Origin of the sequence: Duganella sp. Root198D2, from assembly GCF_001428585.1 — a bacterium.
In the GTDB taxonomy this organism is placed as follows: domain Bacteria; phylum Pseudomonadota; class Gammaproteobacteria; order Burkholderiales; family Burkholderiaceae_D; genus Rugamonas.
Genome location: NZ_LMIC01000011.1, coordinates 137701 through 162333, shown reverse-complemented (window position 1 = coordinate 162333; position 24633 = coordinate 137701). Strand labels below are relative to the sequence as shown.

The following is a 24633-nucleotide window of genomic DNA, read 5'->3' as shown; positions in this document are numbered from 1 at the left end:
CTCTGAGGCGGATTCTGTACTAAAACTAGATTTGGTGTCAATGAATGACCATCATCATTACTATGTATTTCTGCCCTTCCCTACGGCCTCGCCCTGGGATTTCCGACCGCCACGTTGTATTTCGGCTACAAATTCAGGCGAAAGGAGGTGTAGTAGAACTACAAGCAATTTAGGTGTATTGTCGGGCCCATAAGACCTTCCACCGGAGAACTGATGAAGAAGACCGCTGTCACCGCCCTGCTTGGCCTGAGCCTGCTGCAAGGCGCATACGCCGCCCCGCCGACAGTCCAGCATTTGGAACCGCCTTTCTGGTGGGCTGGGATGCAGAGCCCCAAGTTGCAACTGATGGTGAATGCGTCCAAGGTGGCTGACCTGGAACCGTCCATCGACTATCCGGGCGTGCGGATAGCCAGCGTGAGTCGGGTCGCCAACCGCAATTACCTGTTCATCGACCTGGTGCTGGCACCGGACGTGGCGCCCGGCCGCTTCGACATCCGTTTCACCGCGCCCGGCAAGCAAGGCCTTTCTTATAGCTACCAGTTGCTGGCACGCGCGCCTGGTTCTGCGCAACGCCAGGGCTTTGATACTTCCGATGCGATTTACCAGGTCATGCCGGACCGCTTCGCCAACGGCAGCCCGGCCAACGACAACGTGCCCGGCATGCCGGACAAGGCCAACCGCTCCGAGGGCAACGGCCGCCACGGAGGCGACCTTGCCGGCATGACGGCGCACCTCGACTATATAAAGGACATGGGTTTCACGCAGGTCTGGCCAACGCCGCTGGTGGAAAACAACCAGGATATCCACTCCTACCACGGCTACGCGGCAACCGACCATTACAAGATCGACGCGCGCTATGGCAGCAACGAAGATTTCCGCACTTTTGTGGCGCAAGCGCGTTCGCGCGGCATCGGCGTGATCCAGGACGTGGTGTTGAGCCACATTGGCAGCCGCCACTGGTGGATGAAGGACATGCCAATGCAGGACTGGCTTAGCTACGACGGCAAGTTCACGCCGACCGCCCACCACCGCGTCGCCAACATCGATCCGTACGGCAGCAAGGAAGATGCGCGCAACTTCACCCAGGGCTGGTTCGGGCAGCACATGCCGGATATGAACCAGACCAACCCCTATGTCGCGAAATATCTTATCCAGAACAATATCTGGTGGATCGAGTATGCCGGCCTTTCGGGCCTGCGCGTGGATACCTACGGCTATTCCGATACCGCCTTCCTGACCGAATGGTCGAAACGGTTGCTGGCGGAATACCCCAAGCTGAATATGGTGGGCGAGGAGTGGAGCACGCGGATTCCTATCGTGGCGCGCTGGCAGGCGCTGAACGCGCCAAGCATGATGGACTTCCCTCTCAACGACGTGCTGCGCAAGGCGCTGGGCGATACCGACGGCACCTACCGCCTGTACGATGTCTATGAAACGCTGGCGCAGGATTATCTCTACCCCAACCCATCCAATCTGGTGCTGTTCGAAGGGAATCACGATCTGTCGCGCAGCTTCAGCATGGTGAACAGCGACCCGGCCCTGCTTCGGATGGCGCTGGCCTTCACCTTGACCGTGCCGCGCATTCCGCAGTTCTATTACGGTACCGAGATCCTGATGCCGAGCACCGTGAAAGGCCGCGACGATCCATCCTACCGTCACGACATGCCGGGCGGCTGGGCAGGTGATAAAGTAAATGCCTTCACCGGCGAAGGCCTGGGCGCCGAGCAGCGCGACATGCAGGCCTTCGTGAAGAAACTGGCCAACTGGCGCAAAACCTCCAGTGCGGTCCAGCACGGGAAGATGATGCAGTTCGGGCCTGAACAGGATACTTATGTGTACTTCCGTTATGACGGCAAACAGAAGGTCATGGTTGCGCTGAACAAGAACGCCAAGGACATCACGCTCGACGCCGACCGCTTCCGTGAAATGCTGGCCGGCGTGCGCAGCGGCACGGACGTGATTTCGGGCCGCAGCATTCCGCTCTCGGGTAGGTTCACGCTCCCTGCCCGTTCGGTGCTCGTGTTGGAGCTCCAGTAATGGCGCGCCGCGCGCTGCTCTCGGCAGCCATCGCGGCCGCATTCGCCGGCGCCGGCGCGCTGGCGAGCGGCCCGGCGCTGGCGAATACCAGCGTGGAGCTCCCCTTCGGCTCCCACAAGGCAATCTTTGCAACTCCGGATGCGCAAGCGACGCTGCGCAGCTATACGCAGGCTACCACCATGCCCTTGCGCGACAACGCGCCGCAGTCGATCACCTTCAACGAACAAGCCGGCCTGCCCAAAGTTCGCAGCGGCAGCCTGGCCTTCGACGCCCTGTTCGCACTGGCAATGACGGAAATGAAGCAGGATTCGGTGCAGGCCATCCGTGACGGCAGCTACAAGGGCGGCCAGCCAATTGCATGCGAGTGCTTCGAAACCGGCGAAAAATGGCACTACGTGTGGACACGCGACCTTTCCTACGCCGCCAACCTGGGTCTGGCGATGCTCGATCCGCAACGCACGCGCAACTCGCTGCTGTTCAAGTTATCCGGCTACCGCGGCGGCAAGCCGCCACTTGCAGCAGGCAGTGAAGACGGCTTGCAAATCGTGCAGGACACCGGCAGCGGAGGCAGCTGGCCAGTCAGCACCGATCGCGTAAGCTGGGCCTTCGGCGCAGAACAGGCACTCAAGTCGCTGCCTGCGGAAGAACGCACGCAGTTCGCCGCGACTGCCCTGCAAGCACTGCGCAACACTGTCGAAAACGACCGCCTCGCCGCTTACGATCCCGCCACCGGCTTGTATAACGGCGAGCAATCATTCCTCGACTGGCGCGAACAGTCTTACGCGGCCTGGATTCCCAGCGATCTGTCCAGCATGGCAACGTCCAAATCGTTGTCCACCAACGTCGCCCACTACAAAGCGCTGACGCTGACGGCCGAACTCGCGCAGCAGGCTGGCGACAGCGAGGATGCGCAGCGTTACATGCGCTGGGCGACCGCCCTGAAAGTCGCGATCAATGATCGCCTGTGGCTCAAGGATGCCGGCATGTACAGCAGCCTGGCCGCGGGCCACTTCGACGGCGCCGCCATGCACAAGTTTGACTGGCTCGGCCAGTCGCTCGCCATCATCACCGGCGTGGCCGACGCCGAGCAGGCGCAATCGATCCTGGCCCACTATCCGCATGGACCGTTGGGCGCCCCGGTGATCTGGCCGCAGCAGCCGGGCGTGCCCGTGTATCACAACCGCGCCTTGTGGCCATTCGTTACGGCCTACGGCCTGCGGGCCGCGGCGCAGTACGGCAACGTGGCGGTGGCCGATGCCGCCTATGCCAGCTTGCTGCAGAGGGCTGCCCTCAACCTGTCGAATATGGAGAATATGGAGTGGCAAGTCGGCGATCCTGCCGCACCGGCCATCAATTCGCGCCGCCAGCTTTGGTCTGTCGGCGGCTTCCTGGGGATGGTAGTGCAGCAGGTATTTGGCATCGGTGTTGATACCGAGCGGCTACACGTCAATCCGTTCATTACTTCCCGGCTGCGGCGCGAGTGGTTTGCGGGCAGCGATGTGATCGAGCTTTCCGGCCTGGTCTTGCACGGCAAACGCCTGCACATCAAGATCAAGATGCCGCCGGCGGTTGCCCTTGATGGTTATTACATGCCGGTTGGCGGCAAAGTAAATGGCAAGGATGCGCGCAGCCCGGTTGCGTGGAGCGAGCTGGCGGACGACAACCTGATTGAAGTGGAAATGGGAACGCTGGTGCCTGGCCGGAAGCAGATCACCGTTGCGGGCAACGAAGCTGCATCCACCGCGCCGCCGGAACCAGTCATCCAGCGCGCGCCATCGGCCGGAGCCGCCGTTCTTCGCATCGCGCCGGGCGCAGGAACGCAGGAAGGCACCCGCTTCAATGTGTACCGCGACGGACAGCTCGCTGCCGCCAACGTCGCCGCCGGCAATTGGCCAAGCGCTGGCAGAGCAGGAGCAGGAGGAGCGGATGCGACGGCATCGTGCTACGCCGTAGAGGCGATCTCCCCGGCCACCAGTTTGCGCAGCCATCACTCCCGCCCGCTCTGCCTCGCCGCAACAGGCAGCCCTGCCGGCGAAGGCATCGATGTCATCGGCGCGGCCGACAGCGTGACCGTCACAAAAGACGGCCGATACAACATCCAGCTCCGTTACGACAACCACGCCCACCAGGTCAAACTCGGCATCACCAACGCGGTACAGCGCCTGCAATTACGCGACAAGCACGGTGCGGTAGCAGCGGAGGGCATCATCCAGATGCCGCACAACGCCGCCGCCAATGGTCCTGCGTGGTCGACTCCCCTGCCCGCCGCGCTCAAGCAAGGCAGCTACCGGCTCGAGCTGCAGCCTTTCTACAATATGAGCAGCCTGCAAGCCAATGCGAGCTATGCGGATGCAGGCGGCAGCAGCGGTGCCCGCAACCACGCCGACGTGCAGGCAGCGCGCATCCTGCCGGCGCCTGCGCCAAGCCGCCCGCCCCAGCATGGCACCTTGCAGCTGGTCGAAAAATTCAAATCGCCCCAACTCGGCAATGAACGCACGCTGCGCATCTACCTGCCGCCAAGCTACGGCAGCGACAACAAGCGCCGCTATCCCGTGCTCTATATGCACGACGGCCAGAACCTGTTCGACGCCAGTACTGCCAGTTACGGCACCGAATGGAATATCGACGAAGTGGCAGACCGCCTGGTACGCCAGGGTGAAATGGAAGAAGTGATTGTCGTCGGGATCGACAACACCACCGATCGCATCGCCGAATACACCCCCTGCTGCGATCCCAAGCACGGTGGAGGAAAGCTGAACGCCTACGCCGACTTCGTCGCAAAGACGGTCAAGCCATGGGTGGACAAACAATACCGCACCAAGCCAGGCCGCCTGCATACGGCGGTGATGGGCTCATCGCTGGGCGGCCTGGCGTCGATCGGCATTGCCCAGCGCTACCCGCAAACATTCTCGATGGCCGGCGGCGTCTCCAGCTCCTTCTGGTGGAACAACCAGGAAGAAGTGAAGCATCCACCGAAACGAATGCCGGTCAGGTTCTATATCGATGTGGGAACGGTATATGACGGCCAGGAGGACAGCGAAGCGTTCCGTCAGGCCCTGGTGAAGAAAGGCTACCGGGAGGGCCGCGACCTGCTATTCCTCGTCGACCAAGGCGGGCGCCATAACGAGCAATCGTGGGCTGGCCGCGTGCACGTAGCGCTGGCCTGGTTCTTCGGCAAACCAGGCCCCGCCGCGCAACGGAAAGTGCCTTAAGCCGGCAAGGCCCGCAAGCTGCGGCTTGCCGACAGTTTCATGTGCGAGCCGCCGCCAGCCGACTCGCGCACTTTAAACACCGACACTGCTTCCTCCAGGCTTGCCGCCTGCTGCTGCAAGGCCTCGGCGGCGGCCGCCGCCTCTTCCACCAGCGCCGCATTCTGCTGCGTCACGGTGTCCATCTGGGTAATCGCATCGCTGATCTGCTCGATGCCGTCACGCTGCTCGCCGGTAGCAATCGCAATCTCGCCGATGATCGATGTGACACGGCGCACGCTGTTGACCACTTCTTCCATGGTCACACCGGCTTCGCCCACCAGGCGGCTGCCCTCTTCCACCCGCTCGACGGAATTGCCGATCAGTTCCTTGATTTCCTTTGCCGCCGCAGCCGAGCGATGCGCCAGGTTGCGCACCTCTCCCGCCACCACCGCAAAGCCTCGTCCCTGTTCCCCGGCACGCGCCGCTTCCACCGCCGCATTCAGTGCCAGGATATTGGTCTGGAACGCAATGCCATCGATCACGCCGATGATATCGACAATCTTGCGGGACGACTCGTTGATCGCACCCATGGTCTGCACCACTTCCGACACAGTGGCGCCGCCGCGCACGGCGACATTGGACGCTTCGTCGGCCAGCTTGCGCGCCTGGGTCGCATTCTCGTTGTTCTGCCGCACAGTGCTGGTCAGTTCAGTCATCGACGAGGCAGTCTCCTCCAGCGAGCTGGCTTGCTGCTCGGTGCGGGTCGACAAGTCCATGCTGCCGGTCGCTACCTCGCTCGACGCACTGGCAATGGTCTGGGTGCCAGTGCGTACGCGGCTCACGATGTCGGACAGGTTGCCGCTCATTTGCTTGAGCGCCGCCAGCAGTTCGCCCACTTCATCCTTGGTTCGCACATCCACGTCGACGCTCAGGTCGCCCGCCGCCACATTCTTCGCGATGTCAATCGCCTGGTCCAGTGGCCGCGTAATGCCTTTTACGATCCACCACACGATCGCCGCACCGATCAAAGTCGTCACCACCAGCACCACCAGCAGCGTGATGGTGGCGGAGCGGTTGGCCGCTTCCGCGGTCGCCACCGCTTCGGCTGCATTTTTCTTGGACTGGGAATCGATGAACTCAACGATTTCGTCGATCTTCTTGGTCGGCGGGCGGTCCATGCCGGCAACGGCCTTATCGAGAATCTTGTAGCTTTCCGGATTGGCCGAATCAAACTGCTTGAGCGCTGCCATATAGTTCTTGCCCAGCTCTTCGTGCATCTTGATCGCTTCATCATCCAGCGTAGTCTGCAGGTTCAGCTTGTTCAGCATACCCGACAGCTTCTGCAGCTCGGCATTGGTGGCCTGGGCGCTTTTGACGAAAGCCGCGGAATATTTTTCCAGCTGCGCTGGATCATGGCCGCGCACCAGGATGTTTTTCCACTCCTGCACCTGGATCTTGAACTCAACCTGCGCGCCGCGCGCAGTATCGACAGCCTGTGTCAAATCGACCGAGCGCTGCATGCTTTGCGCATTGCTGGATTTGATAAAACTGATTGCGCTCCAGCCCTGGTAACCGACCGTCAATAGAGCCAGCATGAAGAAAGCGCCCAACAAGCCTAAGCGCACTCCGATCTTTAGATTGCCGAAGTTCATGATGTGTTTCCCCCAGGTAAAAATGGCAGCGTTATGCCTTCAGGACTGCAATCTTCATCATGCGCCCTAAAGTACTAAAAGCCAAGAAACCTGTTTTCGCTACAACCTAGTTGTGGCGCGGGGGAAACTCCATGCGGTAAAGATCCGTTTTCCCCGTATCCAAGCGCTCAACGAAATGCATGCCGAGTTTTTTCAGCAGACCTGACGAAGCGGTATTACCGGGCGAAACGATGCCAAGCAAGCGCGGCAAACCAACGATATCTCGGCCATAAGCCATCGCAGACGACGCCGCTTCCCAGGCATACCCCTGGCCCCAGAAGTCCGGCAGGTAGGCATAGCCTATATCGGTATCGGGCAAGGTGTCGCGCTTGATCAAGCCGCACATGCCGATGGTCGCGCCATCTTCCTTGCGGACCACCATCCACAGCGAATAGCCCAGCTGGGCCTGCATGGCGATCGGACCGGCCAGCAAGGCAGCGCGCGCACCATCCAGGTCGCGCACGCCCTTGTCGCCAATATTTTCGAGGAAAGAAGGCTCGTTCACCAGGCGCAGATAGAACGAAGCATCATCAACAGTTGCGGGACGCAGGGTCAGTCGTTTGGTATCGATCATTACTCCGGCCAATCGTTAGGGTCGGCCAGGAACTTGTACATCACATACACGTCAACAAAACCGAGCTGTTTGTGCTGATAGGCGCGCGGCAGCGTGCCTATCACGGAAAAACCGAGCCGCTTCCACAGCAGCACGGCAGAAACATTGGTACTTACAACGTAATTGAACTGCATGGCGAGGAAACCGTCGCGCCGCGCCTGTTCCAGGCAATGGCGTCCCAGCATCTTGCCGATGCCCACGCCTTGCGCGGCGGGGCTGACCATGAAGGAAGCGTTGGCAACGTGCGAGCCGCGGTCGAGCTGGTTGGGCAGCAGTCGATACATGCCCAGCAGCCGGCCAGTATTCAGCACCGCCACCCAGGTCTTGATGCTGCGCCCGAACCAGAAAGCATGGCAATCTTCGCGGCTGGTCTCCGCCGCGAAGTAATAGGTGTCACCGCTGGCGATCAACTCCTGGAAGATTGTCCACATGGAGTCGAAATCGGCCTCAGTAACCGGGCGGATGACGATGTCTTTCAAAGCTGCTCCCAACGGCAGGAATGATGCTGAATTTTCATGCATTTTTCATTGCAAGTCCAGCACGCCGGGACAGGCGGAAATCGACTTGCTGCGGCCGGCCCGGCAAGACCAGGCGCGCCGCTGCACGCGGCGATTCCGCCACCACCTGTCCGCGCCGCAGCACCAGCGTTCGTGCCGCCCGCAGCCGGATGGCCTCCACAGGATCGCCAGCACCCAGCAGTACCAAATCGGCGTGACAGCCGGGCTGCAAGCCGTAGCCATCGAGGCCGAGGATTTTCGCCGGTGTTTCCGTCACAGCCTTGAAGCAGGCGCGCATGGCGTCCTGCCCGGTCATTTGCGCCACATGCAAGCCCATATGGGCTACTTCCAGCATATCGCCCGATCCCAGGCTGTACCACGGATCCATCACGCAATCGTGGCCGAAAGCGACGTCGATGCCATGCGCCAGCATTTCCGGCACGCGCGTCATGCCGCGGCGCTTGGGATAGGTATCGTGCCGGCCCTGCAAAGTGATGTTGATCAGCGGATTGGCGATGGCGGCAACGCCAGCTTCACGGATCAGCGGCAGCAGCTTGCTGACGTAATAGTTGTCCATCGAATGCATCGATGTCAGGTGCGAGCCGGCCACGCGGCCTTGCAATCCAAGGCGCTGCGTATGGTAAGCCAGTGTCTCGATATGGCGCGACAGGGGATCGTCCGACTCATCGCAATGCATATCGACGCGCAAGCCCTTCTCGGCCGCGAACTCGCACAGCACGCGCACCGACTCGGCGCCATCGGCCATGGTGCGTTCGAAATGCGGGATGCCGCCGACCACGTCGACACCCATTGCGATCGCGCGTTTCAGGTTGGTCAGCGCAGTCGGGCTGCGCAGCACGCCATCCTGCGGGAAAGCCACCAGCTGCAGGTCAAGGTAAGGTGCCACGCGGCGCTTTACATCAAGCAGCGCCTCCACTGCCAGCAAGCGGTCGTCGCACACATCCACGTGACTGCGAATCGCGAGCAAGCCGCGCGCCACGGCCCAATCGCAATACTGCAGCGCGCGTTCCACCAGGGCCTCCTGCGTCAGCTGCGGCTTTAGCTCACCCCACAAGGCAATACCTTCCAGCAGCGTGCCGGACTGGTTCACACGCGGCAGGCCGTAACTGAGCGTGGCATCCATATGGAAATGCGCATCGACGAAAGGCGGCGCGACCAGGTCGCCTTCGGCATCGATCTCACGCGCGCCCTTGGCTTGCAAAGCAGGAGCGACTTCGGCGATGCGGCCGTTGTTGATGGCGATATCGATGCCATGGCGGCCATCGGGCAAGCTGGCATTGCGGATTACAAGATCCATCGCATAGCTCCACAGGTTGGGGATGGCCGATTGTAGGCAGGCCGCGCAGGCCACGCAATGTTGCAGCGCATAACTTTTGCTTTAATAGTCGGCAAAAATGTCTTTCCATTACCATATTTCGTCGCTAGAATGGGTTTATTGCAGCGCACCATTTCCCATCGATCCAGGAGAAAATATGTTTTCGATTCCCGAGCAATTTTCCGCAGCCACCAAGTCGCAGCTGGAAGCGCAGCTGAAAATCCTCAACAACCTCGCCACCACTGCCTTCGAAGGCGCGCAAAAGGTGATTGCTCTCAACCTGAGCACCACCAAAGCCTCCGTCGAAAAGAGTTCCGCCGCCGCGCGTGAACTGCTGGAGGCGAAAGATCCGCAAGAATTCTTCGCCAAGAGCAGCGCCCGCGTGCCCAACTTCGACGGCCTGTTCGCCTACAACCGCGAACTGTTCAGCATTGCCAGCAAGACCCAGGCGGAATTGTTCCAGGCAGCGCAAGAGCAATTGAAAGAAGCCGGCACGCAAGCCGTAAACCTGCCGAAACTGTCCGCACCGATTGCCGCGCCAGCGCCGGCGCCGGTAGCAGCCCCTGCTCCAGCCCCTGCTCCAGTCCCGGCACCTGCACCGAAGGCCGCCAAAGCCGAGCCCAAGCCGGCACCAAAAGCCGAAGCCAAAGTCGAAGCAAAGCCCGATGTAGTGGAAAGCAAGCCGGAAGTCAAAGCCGAAGCAAAAGCCGACGCCAAGCCAGTCAAAGCAGCCGCCAGCTTCCCCGATCCAAAAGCCGCCAACGCCAACGCCAACGGCAACAAAGCTCACAAGTAATTTAAAAGTCGGGGTCAGGTCCGGCAATCGGACAAATCGCATAGCGATTTGTCCGATTGCCGGACCTGACCCCGACTTTCATCGCAGAGGCGCGCTCGGCGAGAAATTCTGCGCTGAGGTATGCTTGCAGGCTCTTGGCAGCATTTTCCTTCTGAGCATATGAGTTTATCGCGCCTGATCGGTGGCTTCGTCCGTAGCCATTGGCGTCCTTACGCAGCCGCCGGCGCCATGCTGGCCGGGGTTGCCATCATCGGTATCAGTATCCCGCGCCAGATCGGCTTGATGGTCGATGGACTGGCGGCGGGCAAGCTTGGCCGCGAAGCTTTGTGGCAGGCCATCGGCTTGCTCCTCATCCTGGGTGTGGCGAACTATGGCTTGCGCGTTGCGTGGCGCATGAAGCTGTTCTCGGCCGCTTATCAACTGGGCGTTGAGCTGCGCACACGTTTCTATCGCCGCCTGTCGCTGCAAGGTCCGCAGTTCTTCCAGAAGCAGCGCACCGGCGACTTGATGGCCTTGGCCACTAATGACATTGATGCCATCGAGATGGCGGCGGGCGAGGCGATGCTGGCTGGCTTCGATGGTTCGCTTACCCTGCTGCTGGTGCTGGGCATGATGCTGGTCGGCGTCGACTGGCGCCTGGCCTTGTTTGCGCTGATCCCTTTCCCCCTGATGGCCTGGGCCTTCTGGCGCATTTCGTCGCACATCCATACCGCTTCTGCCGATTCGCTGAAGCGGTTCAGCGCTTTGAACGACCACGTTCAGGAGACGCTGTCCGGCGTGCGCACCTTGCGTGCGCTTGGACTGGAACAGCGCAGCAGCACGCGTTTCGAAGAACTGGCCGGCGCCGCTGCCGATGCCAGCCTGACCGCGCAGCGCTGGGAGGCGGCTTATGAGCCGGCAGTCGGTCTTACGCTGACAGCAGCTACCGGCCTGTCGCTGGGCCTCGGCGGTTTCCTCGTGTGGCGCGGCGAACTGACAATTGGCGAACTGACTTCCTTCAGCATGTACCTTGGCCAATTGATCTGGCCGATGTTTGCCGCGGGCTGGGTGCTGTCGCTGATCGAACGCGGCCGCGCCGCCTATGCGCGCCTGCAGCCGATGCTGGATGCTCCGCTGACCATTGAGGACCACGGCAGCTTGCCCCGCGTCGCTCCCGGCAACCTGGAATTGCACGGCGTGGGCTTCGCCTATCCCGGCCAGCACGAACCGGCTCTGTCGGACATTTCGCTGACGCTGAAGCCAGGCCAGACCCTGGGCCTTGTCGGGCCGACCGGCTCCGGCAAATCGACGCTGCTGCGCGTCCTGCTGCGCCAGGTGACGCCTACCCAGGGTAGCGCCACCTGGAGTGGCCACGCGCTGGACCGGTACACGCTGCAGGCACTGCGCGCGGCAATCAGCTGGGTGCCGCAGGAGTCCTTCCTGTTCTCGGCTTCGATTGCGGACAATATCGCACTGGCCAAGCCCGGCGCCACCCGCGCGGAAGTCGAGCGTGCGGCCGACCTGGCGGCCATCCACGACGACATCCTGCTGTTCCCGCACAAGTATGAAACCGAAGTGGGCGAGAAAGGCATTACCCTGTCCGGCGGCCAGCGCCAGCGCGTCGCAATCGCGCGCGCCCTGCTGTCGGACAACGACTTGCTGCTGCTGGACGACGCCCTGTCGGCGGTCGACACCGGCACCGAAACCGCCATCCTGCAACACCTGGAAGAACTGCGCCGCGCCCACGCCACCCGCAGCGCCATTATCGCCAGCCATCGCCTGAGCGCCGTAGTGGATGCGGACCAGATCGTGGTGCTGCAGCGCGGCCGCATCACAGAGTCGGGCTCGCACGAGGAACTGCTTGCGCTGAACGGCTGGTATGCCAGCCAGTGGCGCTACCAACAACTGGAGGCCAGCCTTGACGCAGCCTGATAAACAAAGCGCTCCCGAACAGACGCGCCAGGCTGTCGGCCTGCTGAAGGAAGCCTCCGCTGCGGACCTGCACCACCTGGGCTGGGCCATGCTATGGCTGGTCTTCGCCGCCGGCATGGAGGTGCTCGGCCCCCTGCTGGGCAAGCGCCTGATCGACGAGCACCTCCTTCCCAAGCACCTGGATTGGGCCCGCATGGCCCTGCTCCTGGGCGGCGTGCTGCTGACCGGCTGGATCGCCACCTGGGTGCGTTACCGCCAGTTGGTGCGGCTGTCCGGCGTGGCCATGCGTTCAGTGCAGCGCCTGCGCGAACGGGTCTACAGCCACGTGCTGCGCTTGCCCATGGCGTTCTTCGACCGCGCCATCACAGGCCAACTGGTTTCGCGCGTTACCAACGACACCGAAGCCGTGAAGGGCCTGTACATCCAGGTCCTGTTCGTGATCCTGGACAGCACCATCGTCCTGCTCGGCACCGTCGCCGCGATGGCTTGGCTGGATTGGCGCCTGATGACCATCGTGGTCGCGCTGCTGCCTTTCGTGCTGGTGATCGTCTGGGCCTACCAGCGCCTGAGCGCACCGGCCGTGACGCGCGCCCGCCAGCTGCGCAGCGACATCAACGCGCAGATCGCCGAATCCATCGGCGGCATGACAGTGCTGCAGGCGAACAACGCGGAGCTGCGCTTCGGTGAGCGCTTCGCCGGCACCAACGCGGAGCACTACACCCAGCGCCTGGCCGAAATTCGCGCCAACGCCTGGCTGCTGCGTCCCGCCCTGGACATGCTGAATGTCCTGTTGCTGGCGTCGGTGATCTATATGTTCGGCCAGCGCGACATGAGCGCGGCGGAAGTCGGCGTGCTGTATGCATTCATCAACTACATCGCGCGCGTGATCGAACCGCTGATCCAGATCACCATGCAGTTCAGCCAATTGCAGCAGTCGGTGGTGGCGACATCGCGCGTGGCGATCCTGCTTGCGGAGCAGATTGCACCGGAGCACCGCAGCGGCGCCAGCGCCCACACGCGCCATGCCGCCAACGATGACGGCGCCCCTGCCATCGATATCCGCGCCCTGGATTTCGAATACATCGAAGGCCAGCGCGTACTGCACCAGTTGTCGCTGGCGATCCCGCAGGGCTCCTTCTTCGGCATCGTCGGCCATACGGGAAGCGGCAAGTCGACCTTGTTGTCGCTGCTGCTGCGCTACTACCCCGCCCCGCACGGCAGCATCCGCATGAACGGCATGCTGCTGGATGAAATCGATAACGAGCAGTTCCGCGCCGACGTCGGCCTGGTGCCGCAAGACCCCTTCCTGCTTGCCGCTTCCGCGCGCGAGAACATCGACATGGGCCGCGGCCTGTCGCAGCAGGAAATCGAAACAGCGGCGCGGGCGGCGCATTGCCACGACTTCATCATGGCGACGGAAGATGGCTACGATACCGTGCTGGGCGAAGGCGGCTCGCGCCTGTCTTCCGGCCAGAAGCAGCTGGTCGCCATTGCGCGCGCGCTGGCGGGTAAGCCGCGCATCCTGCTGCTCGATGAAGCTACTTCGCGCATCGACTCGCATACGGAGCAGATCGTGCAGGTGGCATTGAACGAGTTGCGCGGCCAGGTCACCATCATCGCCATCGCGCACCGCCTGTCCACGATCCGCGAGGCGGACCGCATTGTCGTGCTGAACCATGGACGCATTGTGGAACAGGGGCCACACGAAGAACTGATGCAAATTGATAATGGCCTGTACCAGCGCCTGTATCTCCTGCAACAGCTTGCCGCCTGACTTCCTGTTTCCGCACGAAAAGTATTACTAGTCGATTGGTAGTAGAGGTATGCTGTCCTCCAGAGGGGGGCAGCGCCATGCAAAAGAACCTATCCATCAAACGTATCTTCATTGCGTTTTTCGCCATCACGGTCGTGCTGGCAACGCTGACAATGCTGGCACTGCTGCGGGTCTCCAGCAAGGAGGCCGAAGCCAAGCAGGCCGCCGATTCGCGCTACCAATCCTACCTGCTGGCCGACGAGCTGCGGCAAAGCTCGGACGACCTTACGCGCCTCGCGCGCACCTACGTGGTGTCGGGCGAAGCCGCCTACGAGCAGCAATACATGGACATCCTGGCCATCCGCAACGGCCAGAAGCCGCGCCCTGAAAACTATGAGCGCATCTACTGGGACTTCGTCGCTGCCGGTGCGCCCGTGCCGCCCTCCTCGGGACAGACCATCGCCCTGTCGGAGCTGATGAAACGCGCCGGCTTCACGGGCCAGGAATTCGCCAAGCTGAAGGAAGCGGAGGCCAATTCAAACGAACTGGTTCGCACCGAAGTGATCGCGATGAACGCGGTCAAAGGAAAGTTCGATGACGGCAAGGGTGGCTTCACCCGCGACGGCCCGCCTGACCCCGAGATGGCGCGCCGCATCATGCACGACAAGGCCTACCACCAGAACAAAGCCAAGATCATGCAGCCGGTGAACGAATTCCTGGCGCTGCTCGACGAGCGCACCAGCGCCGAGGTGGCGGCTGCCAGCGCTGCGTTCGACAAGGCGCAGTTGCTGGCGCAAGCGTTGCAAGCCATGTCGGTGATCGCCGCAGTTGCTTGCCTGCTGTTCGCCTACCGCTATATCCGCTCCGGCCTGCAGCAGGCGATCGATACCGCCGAATGCATCGCGGGCGGTGACCTGAGCCGCGATATCGCCTCCAGCCGCAGTGATGAGATCGGACAGTTGCTGCAGGCGATGGAGCACATCAACAAGGGACTTGCCGAGATGATCGGCAATATCCGCAGCAGCACCGACCAGATGACGGTGGCCACCAGCGAGATCGCCACCGGCAATGCCGACCTGTCCGCCCGCACCGAAACCCAGGCCTCCTCGCTGGAGGAAACGGCTAGCGCGATGGAGAACCTGACCGATACCGTACAGCAGAACGCCAGCAATGCGCAGCAGGCCAACCAGCTGGCGGCCGATGCTGCCCATGTGGCGGAACAAGGCGGCGAGGTGGTGTCGCAGGTGGTCGTCACCATGGGCGCGATCAAGGATAGTTCAGCGCGCATCAGCGACATCATCGGCGTGATCGATGGCATTGCGTTCCAGACCAATATCCTGGCGCTCAATGCGGCGGTGGAGGCGGCGCGCGCCGGCGAACAAGGACGCGGCTTTGCCGTCGTTGCGTCGGAAGTGCGCAACCTGGCGCAGCGCAGCGCGGCGGCGGCCAAGGAAATCAAGGAGTTGATCGGCGCCTCGGTTTCGCGTGTCGAAGAAGGCGGGCGGCTGGTCGATGCGGCTGGCGATACCATGCAGCGCATCGTCGCTTCGGTTCACAAGGTGGCCGGCATCATGGGGGAAATCACCAGCGCCAGCCAGCAACAAGGCAGCGGCATCGGTGAGGTGAACCAGGCGATCGGGCAGATGGATACCATGACGCAGCAGAATGCCGCGCTGGTCGAACAGGCGGCAGCTGCGGCAGAAAGCTTGCAGGAACAGGCCCAGTCACTGGCGCAGGCAGTCAGCATCTTCCGCCTGAAGGGCGGCAGCAGCGCCACCGCAATCGCCAGGACGGCCGCCGCTGCGCGCGCCGAACCTGCCGCCGCAGCCGCGACGGCAACGCGCCTGCCGGCGCCGCGCCCCCGCGCAACCCCTGCCGGCAGCAAGCCCCGCGCTGCGGTGCGCCCGAAGCCGGACACGCAAGCCGCGACCCGTACCCCCGCCCCTGCAGGCGACGACTGGGAGGAGTTCTAAGCCTGGCGCCAGCGGCTGTGGGCGAAAGCCGCCGCCCACGCCAGGCAGCCTGCCAGCGCCCATGCAACCGCAGTGCCCGCGCTGGCCGAGCCATTAAAGCCAACCAGGTCCAGCGCCGCTTCCTTGGGAGAGTTGAGCGCGATATACCAGGTGAACAGGAACAGCGCGAGGAACAGCCGCGCCCCCCGCGTCAGGCCGCCCAGCAGGCTGGCTGCCGAGGCCAGTGCCAGCACCCCGGCAATCGCCGCTGACGCCCGTACCGGCGCATCCAGCGACCAGCGCAAGGCAATAATGGCCAGCGGGAGGGCGAGCACCAGGCTGGCCGCCCACTGCCGCAGGAAGCGCCGCACGACACCGCCCGGCAGCGCGCCGGTCATGGCATCGGCCCCGTTCTGCCAATCGCGCGGCACGATGCCGCATACAATCACGCCCCAGCAAGCAACCCCGCCCATCATGACGCCAGTCAGCGCCCCGGGCGCCACCACCGATGCGGCGACCGTACCCGCGGCCAGCGCCAGCGCCGCCGAAGGCGACATTGACAGCACCAGCGCCACCTCCGCCAGCACCTCGCCCGCAAAGCCCGGCACGCGCATTGCCAGGCCAGGCAATGGCCGCACCGCCCACGCCACCGGACGCAGCGCACGGTCGACCAGCGCCAGCAGCCGGTTGCCGCGCGTCGAACGTGGCCGCACGCGGTCCGGTGAATAACGGTGGAAGAACAGCGTTGCCGGAGTTAACAGCAGCAGCGACAACAGCAAGGTAGCCACCCTGAACCCCCACGCTTTCAGCGTCCACAAGGAATCCGGGATGACCAGCACCGCTCCAGCCGGATCGAAAGCAGTGCGTCCCAGGACAAAGTTAGTGGTCTCGAAGTGCTCGCGCAGGGTCGTCACTGCCACCAACAATCCGGAAAAATCGATGAACATCGGCCATAACGCTCCCGGACTCTCGGTCACGCCAATGAGGGCGCCGAACTGCAGGCACCAGAGGAAGAAGAACAGCACGTCGCCGCGCTTGCCAACCAGCGCTCCGACATTGTCGAACAGGACCGCGCACGCAGCCGCGTAGCTGATAATCGGCAGCAGCATCAGCACATAGGTCTGCAGGTAGACCAGCAACTGGATCGGCCCCTCGCCGCGCAAAGCGTGCAGCGCCAGCGTGGAACCGAGGTACGCGAGCACGAACAGCATCAGGTACGCCATCCCGCCCAGCCAGCGTCCGACGGCCAGCAAGGCGTTGCTGGCGCCAGTGGCGGCGATCACCGCTCCCATGCCGCTTTGCAGGTCGTCGGCCACGCGGCCGCGCACCAGGTAGAAGCCCGCCAGCCCCAGCAGCATGCCGGCGATATGCGCGCTGCCAAAGGCCAGCGCCTGGCTGGTGTACAGCACGCGCCTGCCATCAATCACCATCATCGTGACGCCGTCGGCCGGATCGGCAATCGCAAGCCAGCACAAGGCCATCACCGCCAGCAGCGCCGCCAGCGTGGACAAGCGGCGCAGCCGCAAGCGCACTTCGTTGAGCGCGATGACGCGCAAGGCCTGGGCAATCATGCGGCCTCCGCCGTTGGTTCCGTCAACGCGTAGCGCTGCGCCATCAGCGCCTCTTCCAGGCTAGGCTCGACCGCCTGCGCACCAGCCACAGGCTGTCCCGGATGCGCCACGCGCAACTGCACCTGCGCGCCCTGGCGCTGCGCCTGCAGTACATGAAAGCGGCTGCGCAACGCATCGTAGTCGGCCGCATCGACGCTGGCCTGCCACACCTGGCCGCGCGCCCGCTGCAGTATGGCGTCCGGGGTTTCCAGCGCCAGCAAGCGGCCCCTGCGCATGATGGCCAACTGGCCGGCGATGCTCTCCACGTCCGGCACGATATGGGTCGAGACGATCACCAGCTTGCCGAAGCCCAGCTCGGACAACAGGCGGCGGAAGCGCAAGCGCTCCTCCGGGTCCAGGCCAGCAGTCGGCTCATCCACGATCAGGATATCGGGATCGTTCAGCAGCGCCTGCGCGATTCCCAGCCGGCGCCGCATGCCGCCGGAGAACGAAGCTGCCGGGCGCCGCGCGTGTTCCGACAGGTTCACCAGTTCCAGCAGGTGACGGATGCGGGCCGGATCGCGCACGCCCTTCAACGCCGCGAAATACTGCATGCACTCCAGCGCCGTCAGGTTCGGATACACGCCAAACTCCTGCGGCAGGAAACCAAGGCGGCGCCGCATGGCATCAGGATTCCGCACAATATCTTTGCCGTCGAACAGGATGCTGCCGGCAGTCGGCCGCGACAGCGTAGCGACCAGCTGCATCAAGGTCGTCTTGCCGGCGCCATTGTGACCGACAAGTCCAACAACGCCGCTACCAAGTTTCAGGGAAACGTCGTCTACCGCTTTCAGGTCGCGGAAAGCTTTGCTGACATTGCGCAGTTCGAGCATATTGTTTTCGCCTCAAGAGTGTTAGTGAGGCGGAATGTATCGGGTGCCCAAGCGCTGCGCGCGGCGCGTGCGACGAACGGTTGAATTCGAGGTCCAGGCGGAAATTTCTCTTAAGTAGTTACCCAAGTAGAAATTCCACTTGTATTTTCCCCACAGTTAAGGCGTCTATCATGAAAATAGTGAGTCATATTGCGGATTTCCTGCTTGCAACAGGCATATAATGAACCGCACACGCTGCTCATGCGACCCCAAGGACACAAGTTGCCAGGCTTTCCGGTTTTGACGATTTCCAAGCGCCTCCGCACGCTGGTCGGCGCCTGCCTGCTTGCGCCGCTCCTTGCGTTTGCCCAGTCGCCACTCGACAGCGAAATTGCCCAGATCCGCGAATTGGTGCGCTTCGTCCCCGAAAAAGCGCTGGTCCAGTTACAGCAGATGGAGCCGGTGGCACGCTCCGCCCCGCCCCTGACCCGCGCCGAATTCCTCGCCCAGCTCAGCCTGACCCACCGCAGCCTTGGCAAGCTCGACGTCGCGCTCGCCCTGGCCGAAGAACTGCACGACTTCGGGCGCGCACAGGACGACAGGATCATCATCGCCAAAGGCTTGCTGACCAAGGCCTATGTCCGCTCCGCGATGAACGAACGCCAGGTGTCGCACGAAATGGCCTTCGAGGCGGAAAAGCTGGCCAGCGCCACCAGCGACATGGTGCTGCGCGTGCAGTCGACCATCACCGCCGGCCAAAGCTACGCCGAACAGGGCAACTATCCCGTGGCCCTGATCCGCCTGCAGTCGGCAGTGGAATTGGCGCAGAAGGTCGAGCATGACAAGGTGCCGCTGGCCAGCGCGCTGAATGCCCTCACCCTGTTCTACACGCAGGTGCGCGAGTACGACAAGGCGTGGGAAACGCTGGGCGAAACCTTCGAAGTGTCGGAATCCCTGGAATCGCCGGGCCGCATGGCAATCGCCAACAACACCGAATATGGCCTGGCAGTCGATACGCAGCAATACAAGCGCGGCATGCGCGCCCTGCTGGCCAACCTGGAGCTGACACGCAAGCTCGGCGCCAAGCGCATGATCGCCACCACGCTGGTGAACCTGTCCGATATCAACCTCAAGCTGCATGACTTCCCTGCTGCACTGCGCTTTGCCAACGAAGCGTCGGCGGCGGCACGCGAAGCCAAGGACGATGCCAACGAAGCCACAGCGCGCATCAATGCCGGGCAAGCCTACATGGGAACCAATAAGGTTGCCGAAGGCAAGAAGTCCTTTGCGCTCGGCATGGCCTACTTTGAGAAAACCGGCGACAAGCCGGAGCTGCAAGCCCTGTTGACCGAGTACGGCGAAGCGCTGGAGCGGGTGGGCGACTACCAGGGTGCGGTGGAAGCCTACCACCGCGAACGCCAGATTTCGAACGAACTGTTCGAGTCGCAGCGCAAGAAGACCATGTGGGAGCTGCAGGAAAAGTACGACACCGAAAAGAAGAAGCGCCAGATCGAACAGCTGTCGCATGAAAACCAGGCCAAGGGTGCGGAGCTGACCGCGCGCCGCCTGCAGCAGCGCATCTGGTGGCTGCTGGCGGTGGTGTTCGCGCTGGCTGCCGTGATCGTCGGCCTGCTGTATCGCAAGGTGCGCCAGGCCAATGCCCAGCTTGAAGTGAAGAACCTGGAGTTGAAGGCGCAAAGCTCGCTCGATCCGCTTACGGCGCTGTACAACCGCCGCCACTTCCAGGACTACATGCGCACCCACAACCAGGTGGAGCGGCGCGGCGCAAACGGCGAAGATATCGTGGGCGCCCTGTTCCTGCTGGACGTCGACCATTTCAAGCACGTCAACGACACCTACGGCCACGCGGCCGGCGACGCGGTACTGAAGATGATTGCCGAAAGCCTTCGCATTGCGCTGCGCGAGACCGATATGATCGTGCGTTGGGGCGGTGAGGAATTCCTGGCCTTCCTGCCGGCCATCCCGCGCAACGGCGTGGACGAGATTGCGCGCCGCATCCTGAACTGCATATCGTCGCAACCGGTGCCGTTCCAGGACCACATGATCCACGTCAACGTCTCGGTCGGCTTTGCGCCGTTCCCGCTGGCGCCGGGCGGCTTGCCGCTGCCTTGGGAGCGCGCGGTCAACCTGGTGGACATGGCGCTGTACCTGGCCAAGGCCCATGGCCGCAACCGCGCCTACGGCGTACGCGGCTTCAGCAACTTCGAGCAGACCTCGATGGAAGCCATCGAACAGAACCTGGAACAGGCCTGGCGCGCCGGCTTTGTCGACCTGACGCTGGTGTTGGGCGGCATGCCCGACGAGCCGCCGCCTTCCAACGTGGTGGCGCTGAAAAGCAAGTCGGGAAACTAGTTCTTTTCCTTGCGCGCGTCGCGGGCCGACTCCTGCATCTCCTTGCCAGCCTGCTCGACTTTTTCACCGATCTTCTCAGTCGCCTTGTTCAGCTTTTCGCCAGCCTGCTGGGCCGCCTGGTCCAGTTTCTCGCCGGCCTGGCCCAGTTTTTCTTCAGCCTTGCTGGCGGCCTGGTCCAGCTTCTCGCCCGCCACGCTGGCGGCTTTGTCGATCTCGCGGCCGGCCTGCTCCGCCGGGCCAATGCGCTTGTCTTCCGGTTTCTGGCAACCGCCCAGGGCCAGTACAAGCGTGGCAAACAGCACGGCAATCATGCTTTTCATGGTGTCTCCTTTCCTTCCTGCATATTGAAAATGTTACGCTAGAATACTCCAATGGACGCGCACATTCCCATCCTTAAGCGGGCGGGCATGGTGCTGGTGGTGCTGGGCACCTGCGACTTGCTGGCCATACGGTCCGGCCTTTTCCTGCTCGGCGCAGCAGCCGGTATCGGCTTGCTGTTCGGCAGCCTGCATATGGCTTCCCTGGTACGCTGGATTGCCGCCTTCGGCCTGTGTGCGCTTGGCGTGATGATGCTGGCCTGGCCCCTGATGCAGCCGGTCGACCTGACCCTGGCCCAACTCAAGCTGCAGCCGCGCGTTCTCCCCTCCCTGCTCACCAGCGCAACCTGGCTGCTGCTGCTGCACTGGCTGTACCGCACCCTTGGCGCGCCAGCCGTGCTGGCTGCGCGCCGCGCTGCCGGCCACAAACCGCGCCATATGGGACTGGCAGCTGGCAGCGGCGCCGCCCTGTCGACCATGCTGTGCGCCGCGCTGGCGCTACTGCTGCACGGCGACGATGCGGAACGCGCACGCCGCGCCGCCCAACGCCAGTTCGGGCCGGATTACCGCTATCACGTGGCAGCGCTGAAGGTCGAAGGTAAACGTGTTGAAGGGCTGGTCACTGCGTGGAACGGCAACGAGATACGCAACATCCCGGTGGCGTGGCAAGAAGATGCTAGCGGCGACCGATGACAAAGGCGCCAACCAGCGCGGCCACGCCGAACACCAGCAAGGTGCTGCAAAAAGCCAGGTTGAGGAATTTCGAGAGGTTCAGCACCCCGAGCACGGCGGCGGCCAGGAAAGCCAGTCCGATGAACAGCAGCCAGCCGGCCGTATCGGCAGCCGACAAATCGGTTCCGCGCGCTTGCACATGGCGCATGAAGGCACGCCGCATGGCGTTGGATGCCAGCAACACCAACAGGAACGCACCGCCCGCCGCTAAAAGGCTTACCTGCATCTGCCCTCCACTATTTGGCTGTGGGCAGATGGTAGCACCGAGTCTTAATCGGCGACGATCTTTTTGGGCGGCGGCGGCGGGGCAAAGGCGACGTTATCGCCATCCGGTGCGGAATCCTGGGCATCCGACTCTTCAAGCCAGCGATCCAGGCTGGCACGGCGGCGGATGGTGATGCCTTTGTTACTGATGTAGCCGATCTGCTCGAAGTTATCCAGCTTGCACACCATCTTGGACGTGGTCGGCAGGTTGTCGCGCAGGCGGTCGTAAGCCTTGCGCGCCTTCTGCTCCCACTTGGCCAGGGTCGGCTCGTTGAAGCGGTTACTTTCGTAATAGATGGTCAAAGTGTGGTCGTGATTGCCGTAGCCGACTACCGCCGCCCCCTTGCGGATGGCAGTCAGGATATCTTCCTTGATGTTGGAAGTCGGGACGAAGATGGCCGCCCGGCTATCCGCTTCATCGGGCCGCTGCAGCGGTAGGTCCTGGCCAAACTGTACACCCATCAATGTTTCTCCCCGGCTATATTCACCCGATTCTACCTCGCGCCCCTTCCCGGTTCAAGCAGCGTCACGCCGTATAATGCGCATGCCTCATCCTCTTTATAGCCTGATAATGACAGCTTTTCCACCTGCCGCCCATGATTCGGCAGCCCGCAATGTGCGCGACCTGCTCGCCCACGCCATCGAATACGCCGCGCCACAGCAGGCTTTGGTGGTGTTCGACCGGCGCAGTCCACTGTCCCAAGTGCTGGCCGACGCCTACCGCGCAGCCCTGCCCGAAGGCCGTTTCATCGATTTCGACACGGTACAGCCGGATGACGTGCTTGCGGCTTTCGAGCAACTACAGCCCGGCGACCTGGTGGTGCTGGTACAGACCACCAGCTTCCGCCTCAACGAATACCGCATCCGCATGGAGCTGTTCAAACGCGGCCTGAAGGTGATGGAGCATATGCATTTGTCACGCATGCCGGGCGAGCAAGGTCTTGTCTATATTGATGCATTGGCTTATGACCCGGCGTATTACCGCGGCGTCGGCCACGCGTTGAAGGCGCGTATCGAACGCGCGCAGTCGGGCGTGGTGGAAAGCGGCGGCGAAAGGCTGGTGTTCGCTTCCCCGTTTGAAGAGGCCAAGCTGAATATCGGCGACTACAGCGCGATGAAGAATGCCGGCGGCCTGTTCCCGATCGGCGAAGTGTTCACCGAGGCGCAAGACCTGGAAGCGGTCAACGGCCGCGCCAAGGTGTTTGTATTCGGCGACACCACCTTCCACGTCAACCGCCCAGCCACTCCAATCACCATGATCGTCGAAAAAGGCCGCGTGGTCGGCGCCGAGAACAGCACGCCGGAATTCGACAATATGCTGGCCATCATCCGCGCACACGAAGGCGACGTGTGGGTGCGCGAACTCGGCTTCGGCATGAACCGCGCCTTCTCGCGCGAACGCACGGTGGACGATATCGGCACTTATGAACGCATGTGCGGCATCCACCTTTCGCTGGGCGCCAAGCACGGCCAGTACCAGAAGCCCCAGTTCAAACGCAAGGATGCCCGCTTCCACGTTGACGTCTTCGTCCAGACCGACGCGGTCTACCTCGACGACGACCAGGTCTACCGCGACGGCGGCTGGGCTCCTGCTTCCTGAGGCGCCCACTGCCAGTTGGTAATGGCGCGCAAGAGCCATTCTGCCGGGCCGTAGGCGTGGTGCCTGAGCCACCGGGCGCTGAGGGCCATTTGCGTGAAGTAGATTGCCGGTACCAGCGCGAGCACGGCGATTGGCGGAAGTTCGTCACACAAGCGCATGCCGTAGCCGGTGAACAGCAAGGCCATGGCCAGCGACTGCATCAGGTAATTGCTTAACGCCAGCTTGCCCATCGGCGCCAGTGCCGCGATCACGCGCGCGCCGTAGCGGCTTTCGAACAACAGCATCAGGGCCACGACATACGCCGCCGTCAGGATCGGCGCAGTCAGGTAGCTGAGCGCGGTGGCGAAAATCATCAGCACCCCGCCCGGCGCGAACTCGGCTGCGGCCGCATACAGCAGTGCGCCGCCCAGCCCGAACGAGGCGCCAAGGCGCAAGATGGGCCGTACCAGCTGCTCGAACGAATCGACACCATCGAGCAAATGCGCACGCCCCGCACCAAGTCCGAGCAGGAACATCGCCAGCGCGCTTGGCCCCTGGCCAAACATCAGGAACGCGACAGTCGATGGAAACTCGTCCATGATGAATGCCTGCGTGCTGCCCGCATTCGCATGGAAAGCGGCCACCTTGGCAAATACCGCCTTCAGTTCCGGCGGTCCCGCTTCCGGGGAGAGCATGAGCACCACGCCCAGCACCACCAGCATGCACGCCGCCAGCATCAGCAATAGTGCAGCACTTTCGGCAGTTCGCCACTGGCGGCCATACCAGAACAGCAGCAGTAAGCTCAGCAAGCCGTACAAGTGCAGGATATCGCCATAAAACAGGAAGCAGCCATGCAGCACGCCCAGTGCTACCAGCCCCGCAGCCCGGCGCAGCATGCGCGGGCGGAATGCGGCGCCGGCGCGGTCGGCCGCCGCCAGCTGTAAAGTAAAACTGTAGCCAAACAGGAAGGAAAACAGCAGGTAGAACTTGGCTTCGAACAGCAGCGCAACGATGAAACGCACTGCCACGTCGAGCCCGCCCGCATAGCGCGGGTTGTTCACGCCGGAGGCGAAATAGGGGTCGGCGAACGACCAGATATTGACGGCCAGGATGCCGAGCAGCGCAAAGCCGCGCAAGGCGTCGACCTGCAGGAGGCGGTGTTGGTTCAT

19 protein-coding genes are annotated in these 24633 nt (G+C 62.7%); 9 read left to right on the top strand and 10 right to left on the bottom strand.

The genetic code is table 11. From position 1 onward, the window contains the following. Nucleotides 1-213: 213 nt before the first annotated feature. Together ASE26_RS12380 and ASE26_RS12375 are read left to right on the top strand one after the other, a co-directional pair. Complete coding sequence (locus ASE26_RS12380; RefSeq protein ID WP_057246320.1) at nt 214-2037, top strand: glycoside hydrolase family 13 protein; 1824 nt, start codon at nt 214-216, stop codon at nt 2035-2037. Then, nucleotides 2037-5249: an alpha/beta hydrolase-fold protein gene (locus tag ASE26_RS12375; RefSeq protein ID WP_057246319.1), complete on the top strand. Its 3213-nt coding sequence runs from the start codon at nt 2037-2039 to the stop codon at nt 5247-5249. The genes ASE26_RS12380 and ASE26_RS12375 overlap by 1 nt, the downstream gene beginning before the upstream one ends. On the opposite strand, the gene ASE26_RS12370 is transcribed toward ASE26_RS12375, so the two are convergent. The 4 genes from ASE26_RS12370 to ASE26_RS12355 all read right to left on the bottom strand — a co-directional run bounded on the left by ASE26_RS12370 (nt 5246) and on the right by ASE26_RS12355 (nt 9347). Then, nucleotides 5246-6880: a methyl-accepting chemotaxis protein gene (locus ASE26_RS12370; RefSeq protein ID WP_057246318.1), complete on the bottom strand. Its 1635-nt coding sequence runs from the start codon at nt 6878-6880 to the stop codon at nt 5246-5248. The two genes, ASE26_RS12375 and ASE26_RS12370, sit on opposite strands and share 4 nt — an antisense overlap. A 106-nt stretch (nt 6881-6986) precedes the next feature. Beyond that, nucleotides 6987-7493, bottom strand: coding sequence for a GNAT family N-acetyltransferase (locus ASE26_RS12365; protein WP_055930140.1), 507 nt, complete (start codon nt 7491-7493; stop codon nt 6987-6989). After that, nucleotides 7493-8011, bottom strand: coding sequence for a GNAT family N-acetyltransferase (locus ASE26_RS12360; protein WP_057246317.1), 519 nt, complete (start codon nt 8009-8011; stop codon nt 7493-7495). Before ASE26_RS12360 ends, ASE26_RS12365 begins: the two co-directional genes overlap by 1 nt. Before the next feature lie 34 nt (nt 8012-8045). Beyond that, nucleotides 8046-9347 (bottom strand): amidohydrolase family protein, encoded by a 1302-nt coding sequence (locus ASE26_RS12355; protein ID WP_055930136.1) that lies wholly within the window; start codon nt 9345-9347, stop codon nt 8046-8048. A 175-nt stretch (nt 9348-9522) separates the two neighbouring features. On the opposite strand from ASE26_RS12355, the gene phaP reads away from it, so the two are divergent. The 4 genes from phaP to ASE26_RS12335 all read left to right on the top strand — a co-directional run bounded on the left by phaP (nt 9523) and on the right by ASE26_RS12335 (nt 15798). After that, nucleotides 9523-10161, top strand: a complete 639-nt coding sequence (phaP, locus tag ASE26_RS12350; protein ID WP_055930133.1) for a TIGR01841 family phasin — start codon at nt 9523-9525, stop codon at nt 10159-10161. Between the two features lie 159 nt (nt 10162-10320). Next, nucleotides 10321-12072, top strand: a complete 1752-nt coding sequence (locus ASE26_RS12345) for an ABC transporter ATP-binding protein (protein WP_055930130.1) — start codon at nt 10321-10323, stop codon at nt 12070-12072. Nucleotides 12073-12160: 88 nt separating this feature from the next. Continuing rightward, nucleotides 12161-13846, top strand: a complete 1686-nt coding sequence (locus ASE26_RS12340) for an ABC transporter transmembrane domain-containing protein (RefSeq protein WP_229207151.1) — start codon at nt 12161-12163, stop codon at nt 13844-13846. 77 nt (nt 13847-13923) lie between these two features. Then, nucleotides 13924-15798 (top strand): methyl-accepting chemotaxis protein, encoded by a 1875-nt coding sequence (locus tag ASE26_RS12335; RefSeq protein ID WP_082591349.1) that lies wholly within the window; start codon nt 13924-13926, stop codon nt 15796-15798. Here ASE26_RS12335 and ASE26_RS12330 read toward each other — a convergent pair. Continuing rightward, nucleotides 15795-17348, bottom strand: a complete 1554-nt coding sequence (locus ASE26_RS12330) for a hypothetical protein (protein ID WP_057246316.1) — start codon at nt 17346-17348, stop codon at nt 15795-15797. The two genes, ASE26_RS12335 and ASE26_RS12330, sit on opposite strands and share 4 nt — an antisense overlap. Beyond that, nucleotides 17345-18220 carry an ABC transporter ATP-binding protein gene (locus tag ASE26_RS12325; protein WP_055930123.1) on the bottom strand — a complete coding sequence of 292 codons (876 nt, stop codon included), beginning with the start codon at nt 18218-18220 and terminating at the stop codon, nt 17345-17347. The genes ASE26_RS12330 and ASE26_RS12325 overlap by 4 nt, the downstream gene beginning before the upstream one ends. Before the next feature lie 279 nt (nt 18221-18499). On the opposite strand from ASE26_RS12325, the gene ASE26_RS12320 reads away from it, so the two are divergent. Beyond that, the gene (locus tag ASE26_RS12320; protein WP_307146589.1) at nt 18500-20572 is read left to right on the top strand and encodes a GGDEF domain-containing protein; all 2073 of its coding nucleotides are present in this window, start codon (nt 18500-18502) and stop codon (nt 20570-20572) included. Here ASE26_RS12320 and ASE26_RS12315 read toward each other — a convergent pair. After that, nucleotides 20569-20892 (bottom strand): hypothetical protein, encoded by a 324-nt coding sequence (locus tag ASE26_RS12315; RefSeq protein ID WP_055930122.1) that lies wholly within the window; start codon nt 20890-20892, stop codon nt 20569-20571. The two genes, ASE26_RS12320 and ASE26_RS12315, sit on opposite strands and share 4 nt — an antisense overlap. A 51-nt stretch (nt 20893-20943) precedes the next feature. Here ASE26_RS12315 and ASE26_RS12310 point away from each other — a divergent pair, with 51 nt between their 5' ends. After that, nucleotides 20944-21582 (top strand): hypothetical protein, encoded by a 639-nt coding sequence (locus ASE26_RS12310; protein WP_057246315.1) that lies wholly within the window; start codon nt 20944-20946, stop codon nt 21580-21582. Here the strand turns inward: ASE26_RS12310 and ASE26_RS12305 are convergent. Further along, nucleotides 21566-21847, bottom strand: coding sequence for a hypothetical protein (locus ASE26_RS12305; protein WP_055930116.1), 282 nt, complete (start codon nt 21845-21847; stop codon nt 21566-21568). The two genes, ASE26_RS12310 and ASE26_RS12305, sit on opposite strands and share 17 nt — an antisense overlap. Nucleotides 21848-21891: 44 nt before the next feature. Continuing rightward, nucleotides 21892-22347 (bottom strand): hypothetical protein, encoded by a 456-nt coding sequence (locus ASE26_RS12300; RefSeq protein ID WP_055930113.1) that lies wholly within the window; start codon nt 22345-22347, stop codon nt 21892-21894. A 109-nt stretch (nt 22348-22456) separates the two neighbouring features. Here ASE26_RS12300 and ASE26_RS12295 point away from each other — a divergent pair, with 109 nt between their 5' ends. After that, entirely contained in the window at nt 22457-23485 is a 1029-nt protein-coding gene (locus ASE26_RS12295; RefSeq protein WP_229207127.1) for a hypothetical protein, read from the top strand. Here ASE26_RS12295 and ASE26_RS12290 read toward each other — a convergent pair. After that, nucleotides 23452-24633, bottom strand: a complete 1182-nt coding sequence (locus tag ASE26_RS12290; protein WP_057246314.1) for a DUF418 domain-containing protein — start codon at nt 24631-24633, stop codon at nt 23452-23454. The genes ASE26_RS12295 and ASE26_RS12290 overlap by 34 nt on opposite strands.

Excerpts from the sequence above, each read along its gene's own strand:
- phaP (WP_055930133.1), top strand. The coding sequence starts at position 9,523 with ATGTTTTCGATTCCCGAGCAATTTTCCGCAGCCACCAAGTCGCAGCTG.
- ASE26_RS12300 (WP_055930113.1), bottom strand. The coding sequence starts at position 22,347 with ATGGGTGTACAGTTTGGCCAGGACCTACCGCTGCAGCGGCCCGATGAA.
- ASE26_RS12315 (WP_055930122.1), bottom strand. The coding sequence starts at position 20,892 with ATGAAAAGCATGATTGCCGTGCTGTTTGCCACGCTTGTACTGGCCCTG.
- ASE26_RS12290 (WP_057246314.1), bottom strand. The coding sequence starts at position 24,633 with ATGAACCAACACCGCCTCCTGCAGGTCGACGCCTTGCGCGGCTTTGCG.
- ASE26_RS12330 (WP_057246316.1), bottom strand. The coding sequence starts at position 17,348 with ATGATTGCCCAGGCCTTGCGCGTCATCGCGCTCAACGAAGTGCGCTTG.
- ASE26_RS12295 (WP_229207127.1), top strand. The coding sequence starts at position 22,457 with ATGACAGCTTTTCCACCTGCCGCCCATGATTCGGCAGCCCGCAATGTG.
- ASE26_RS12345 (WP_055930130.1), top strand. The coding sequence starts at position 10,321 with ATGAGTTTATCGCGCCTGATCGGTGGCTTCGTCCGTAGCCATTGGCGT.
- ASE26_RS12335 (WP_082591349.1), top strand. The coding sequence starts at position 13,924 with ATGCAAAAGAACCTATCCATCAAACGTATCTTCATTGCGTTTTTCGCC.
- ASE26_RS12355 (WP_055930136.1), bottom strand. The coding sequence starts at position 9,347 with ATGGATCTTGTAATCCGCAATGCCAGCTTGCCCGATGGCCGCCATGGC.
- ASE26_RS12370 (WP_057246318.1), bottom strand. The coding sequence starts at position 6,880 with ATGAACTTCGGCAATCTAAAGATCGGAGTGCGCTTAGGCTTGTTGGGC.
- ASE26_RS12310 (WP_057246315.1), top strand. The coding sequence starts at position 20,944 with ATGGACGCGCACATTCCCATCCTTAAGCGGGCGGGCATGGTGCTGGTG.
- ASE26_RS12380 (WP_057246320.1), top strand. The coding sequence starts at position 214 with ATGAAGAAGACCGCTGTCACCGCCCTGCTTGGCCTGAGCCTGCTGCAA.
- ASE26_RS12325 (WP_055930123.1), bottom strand. The coding sequence starts at position 18,220 with ATGCTCGAACTGCGCAATGTCAGCAAAGCTTTCCGCGACCTGAAAGCG.
- ASE26_RS12305 (WP_055930116.1), bottom strand. The coding sequence starts at position 21,847 with ATGCAGGTAAGCCTTTTAGCGGCGGGCGGTGCGTTCCTGTTGGTGTTG.
- ASE26_RS12375 (WP_057246319.1), top strand. The coding sequence starts at position 2,037 with ATGGCGCGCCGCGCGCTGCTCTCGGCAGCCATCGCGGCCGCATTCGCC.
- ASE26_RS12340 (WP_229207151.1), top strand. The coding sequence starts at position 12,161 with ATGCTATGGCTGGTCTTCGCCGCCGGCATGGAGGTGCTCGGCCCCCTG.
- ASE26_RS12365 (WP_055930140.1), bottom strand. The coding sequence starts at position 7,493 with ATGATCGATACCAAACGACTGACCCTGCGTCCCGCAACTGTTGATGAT.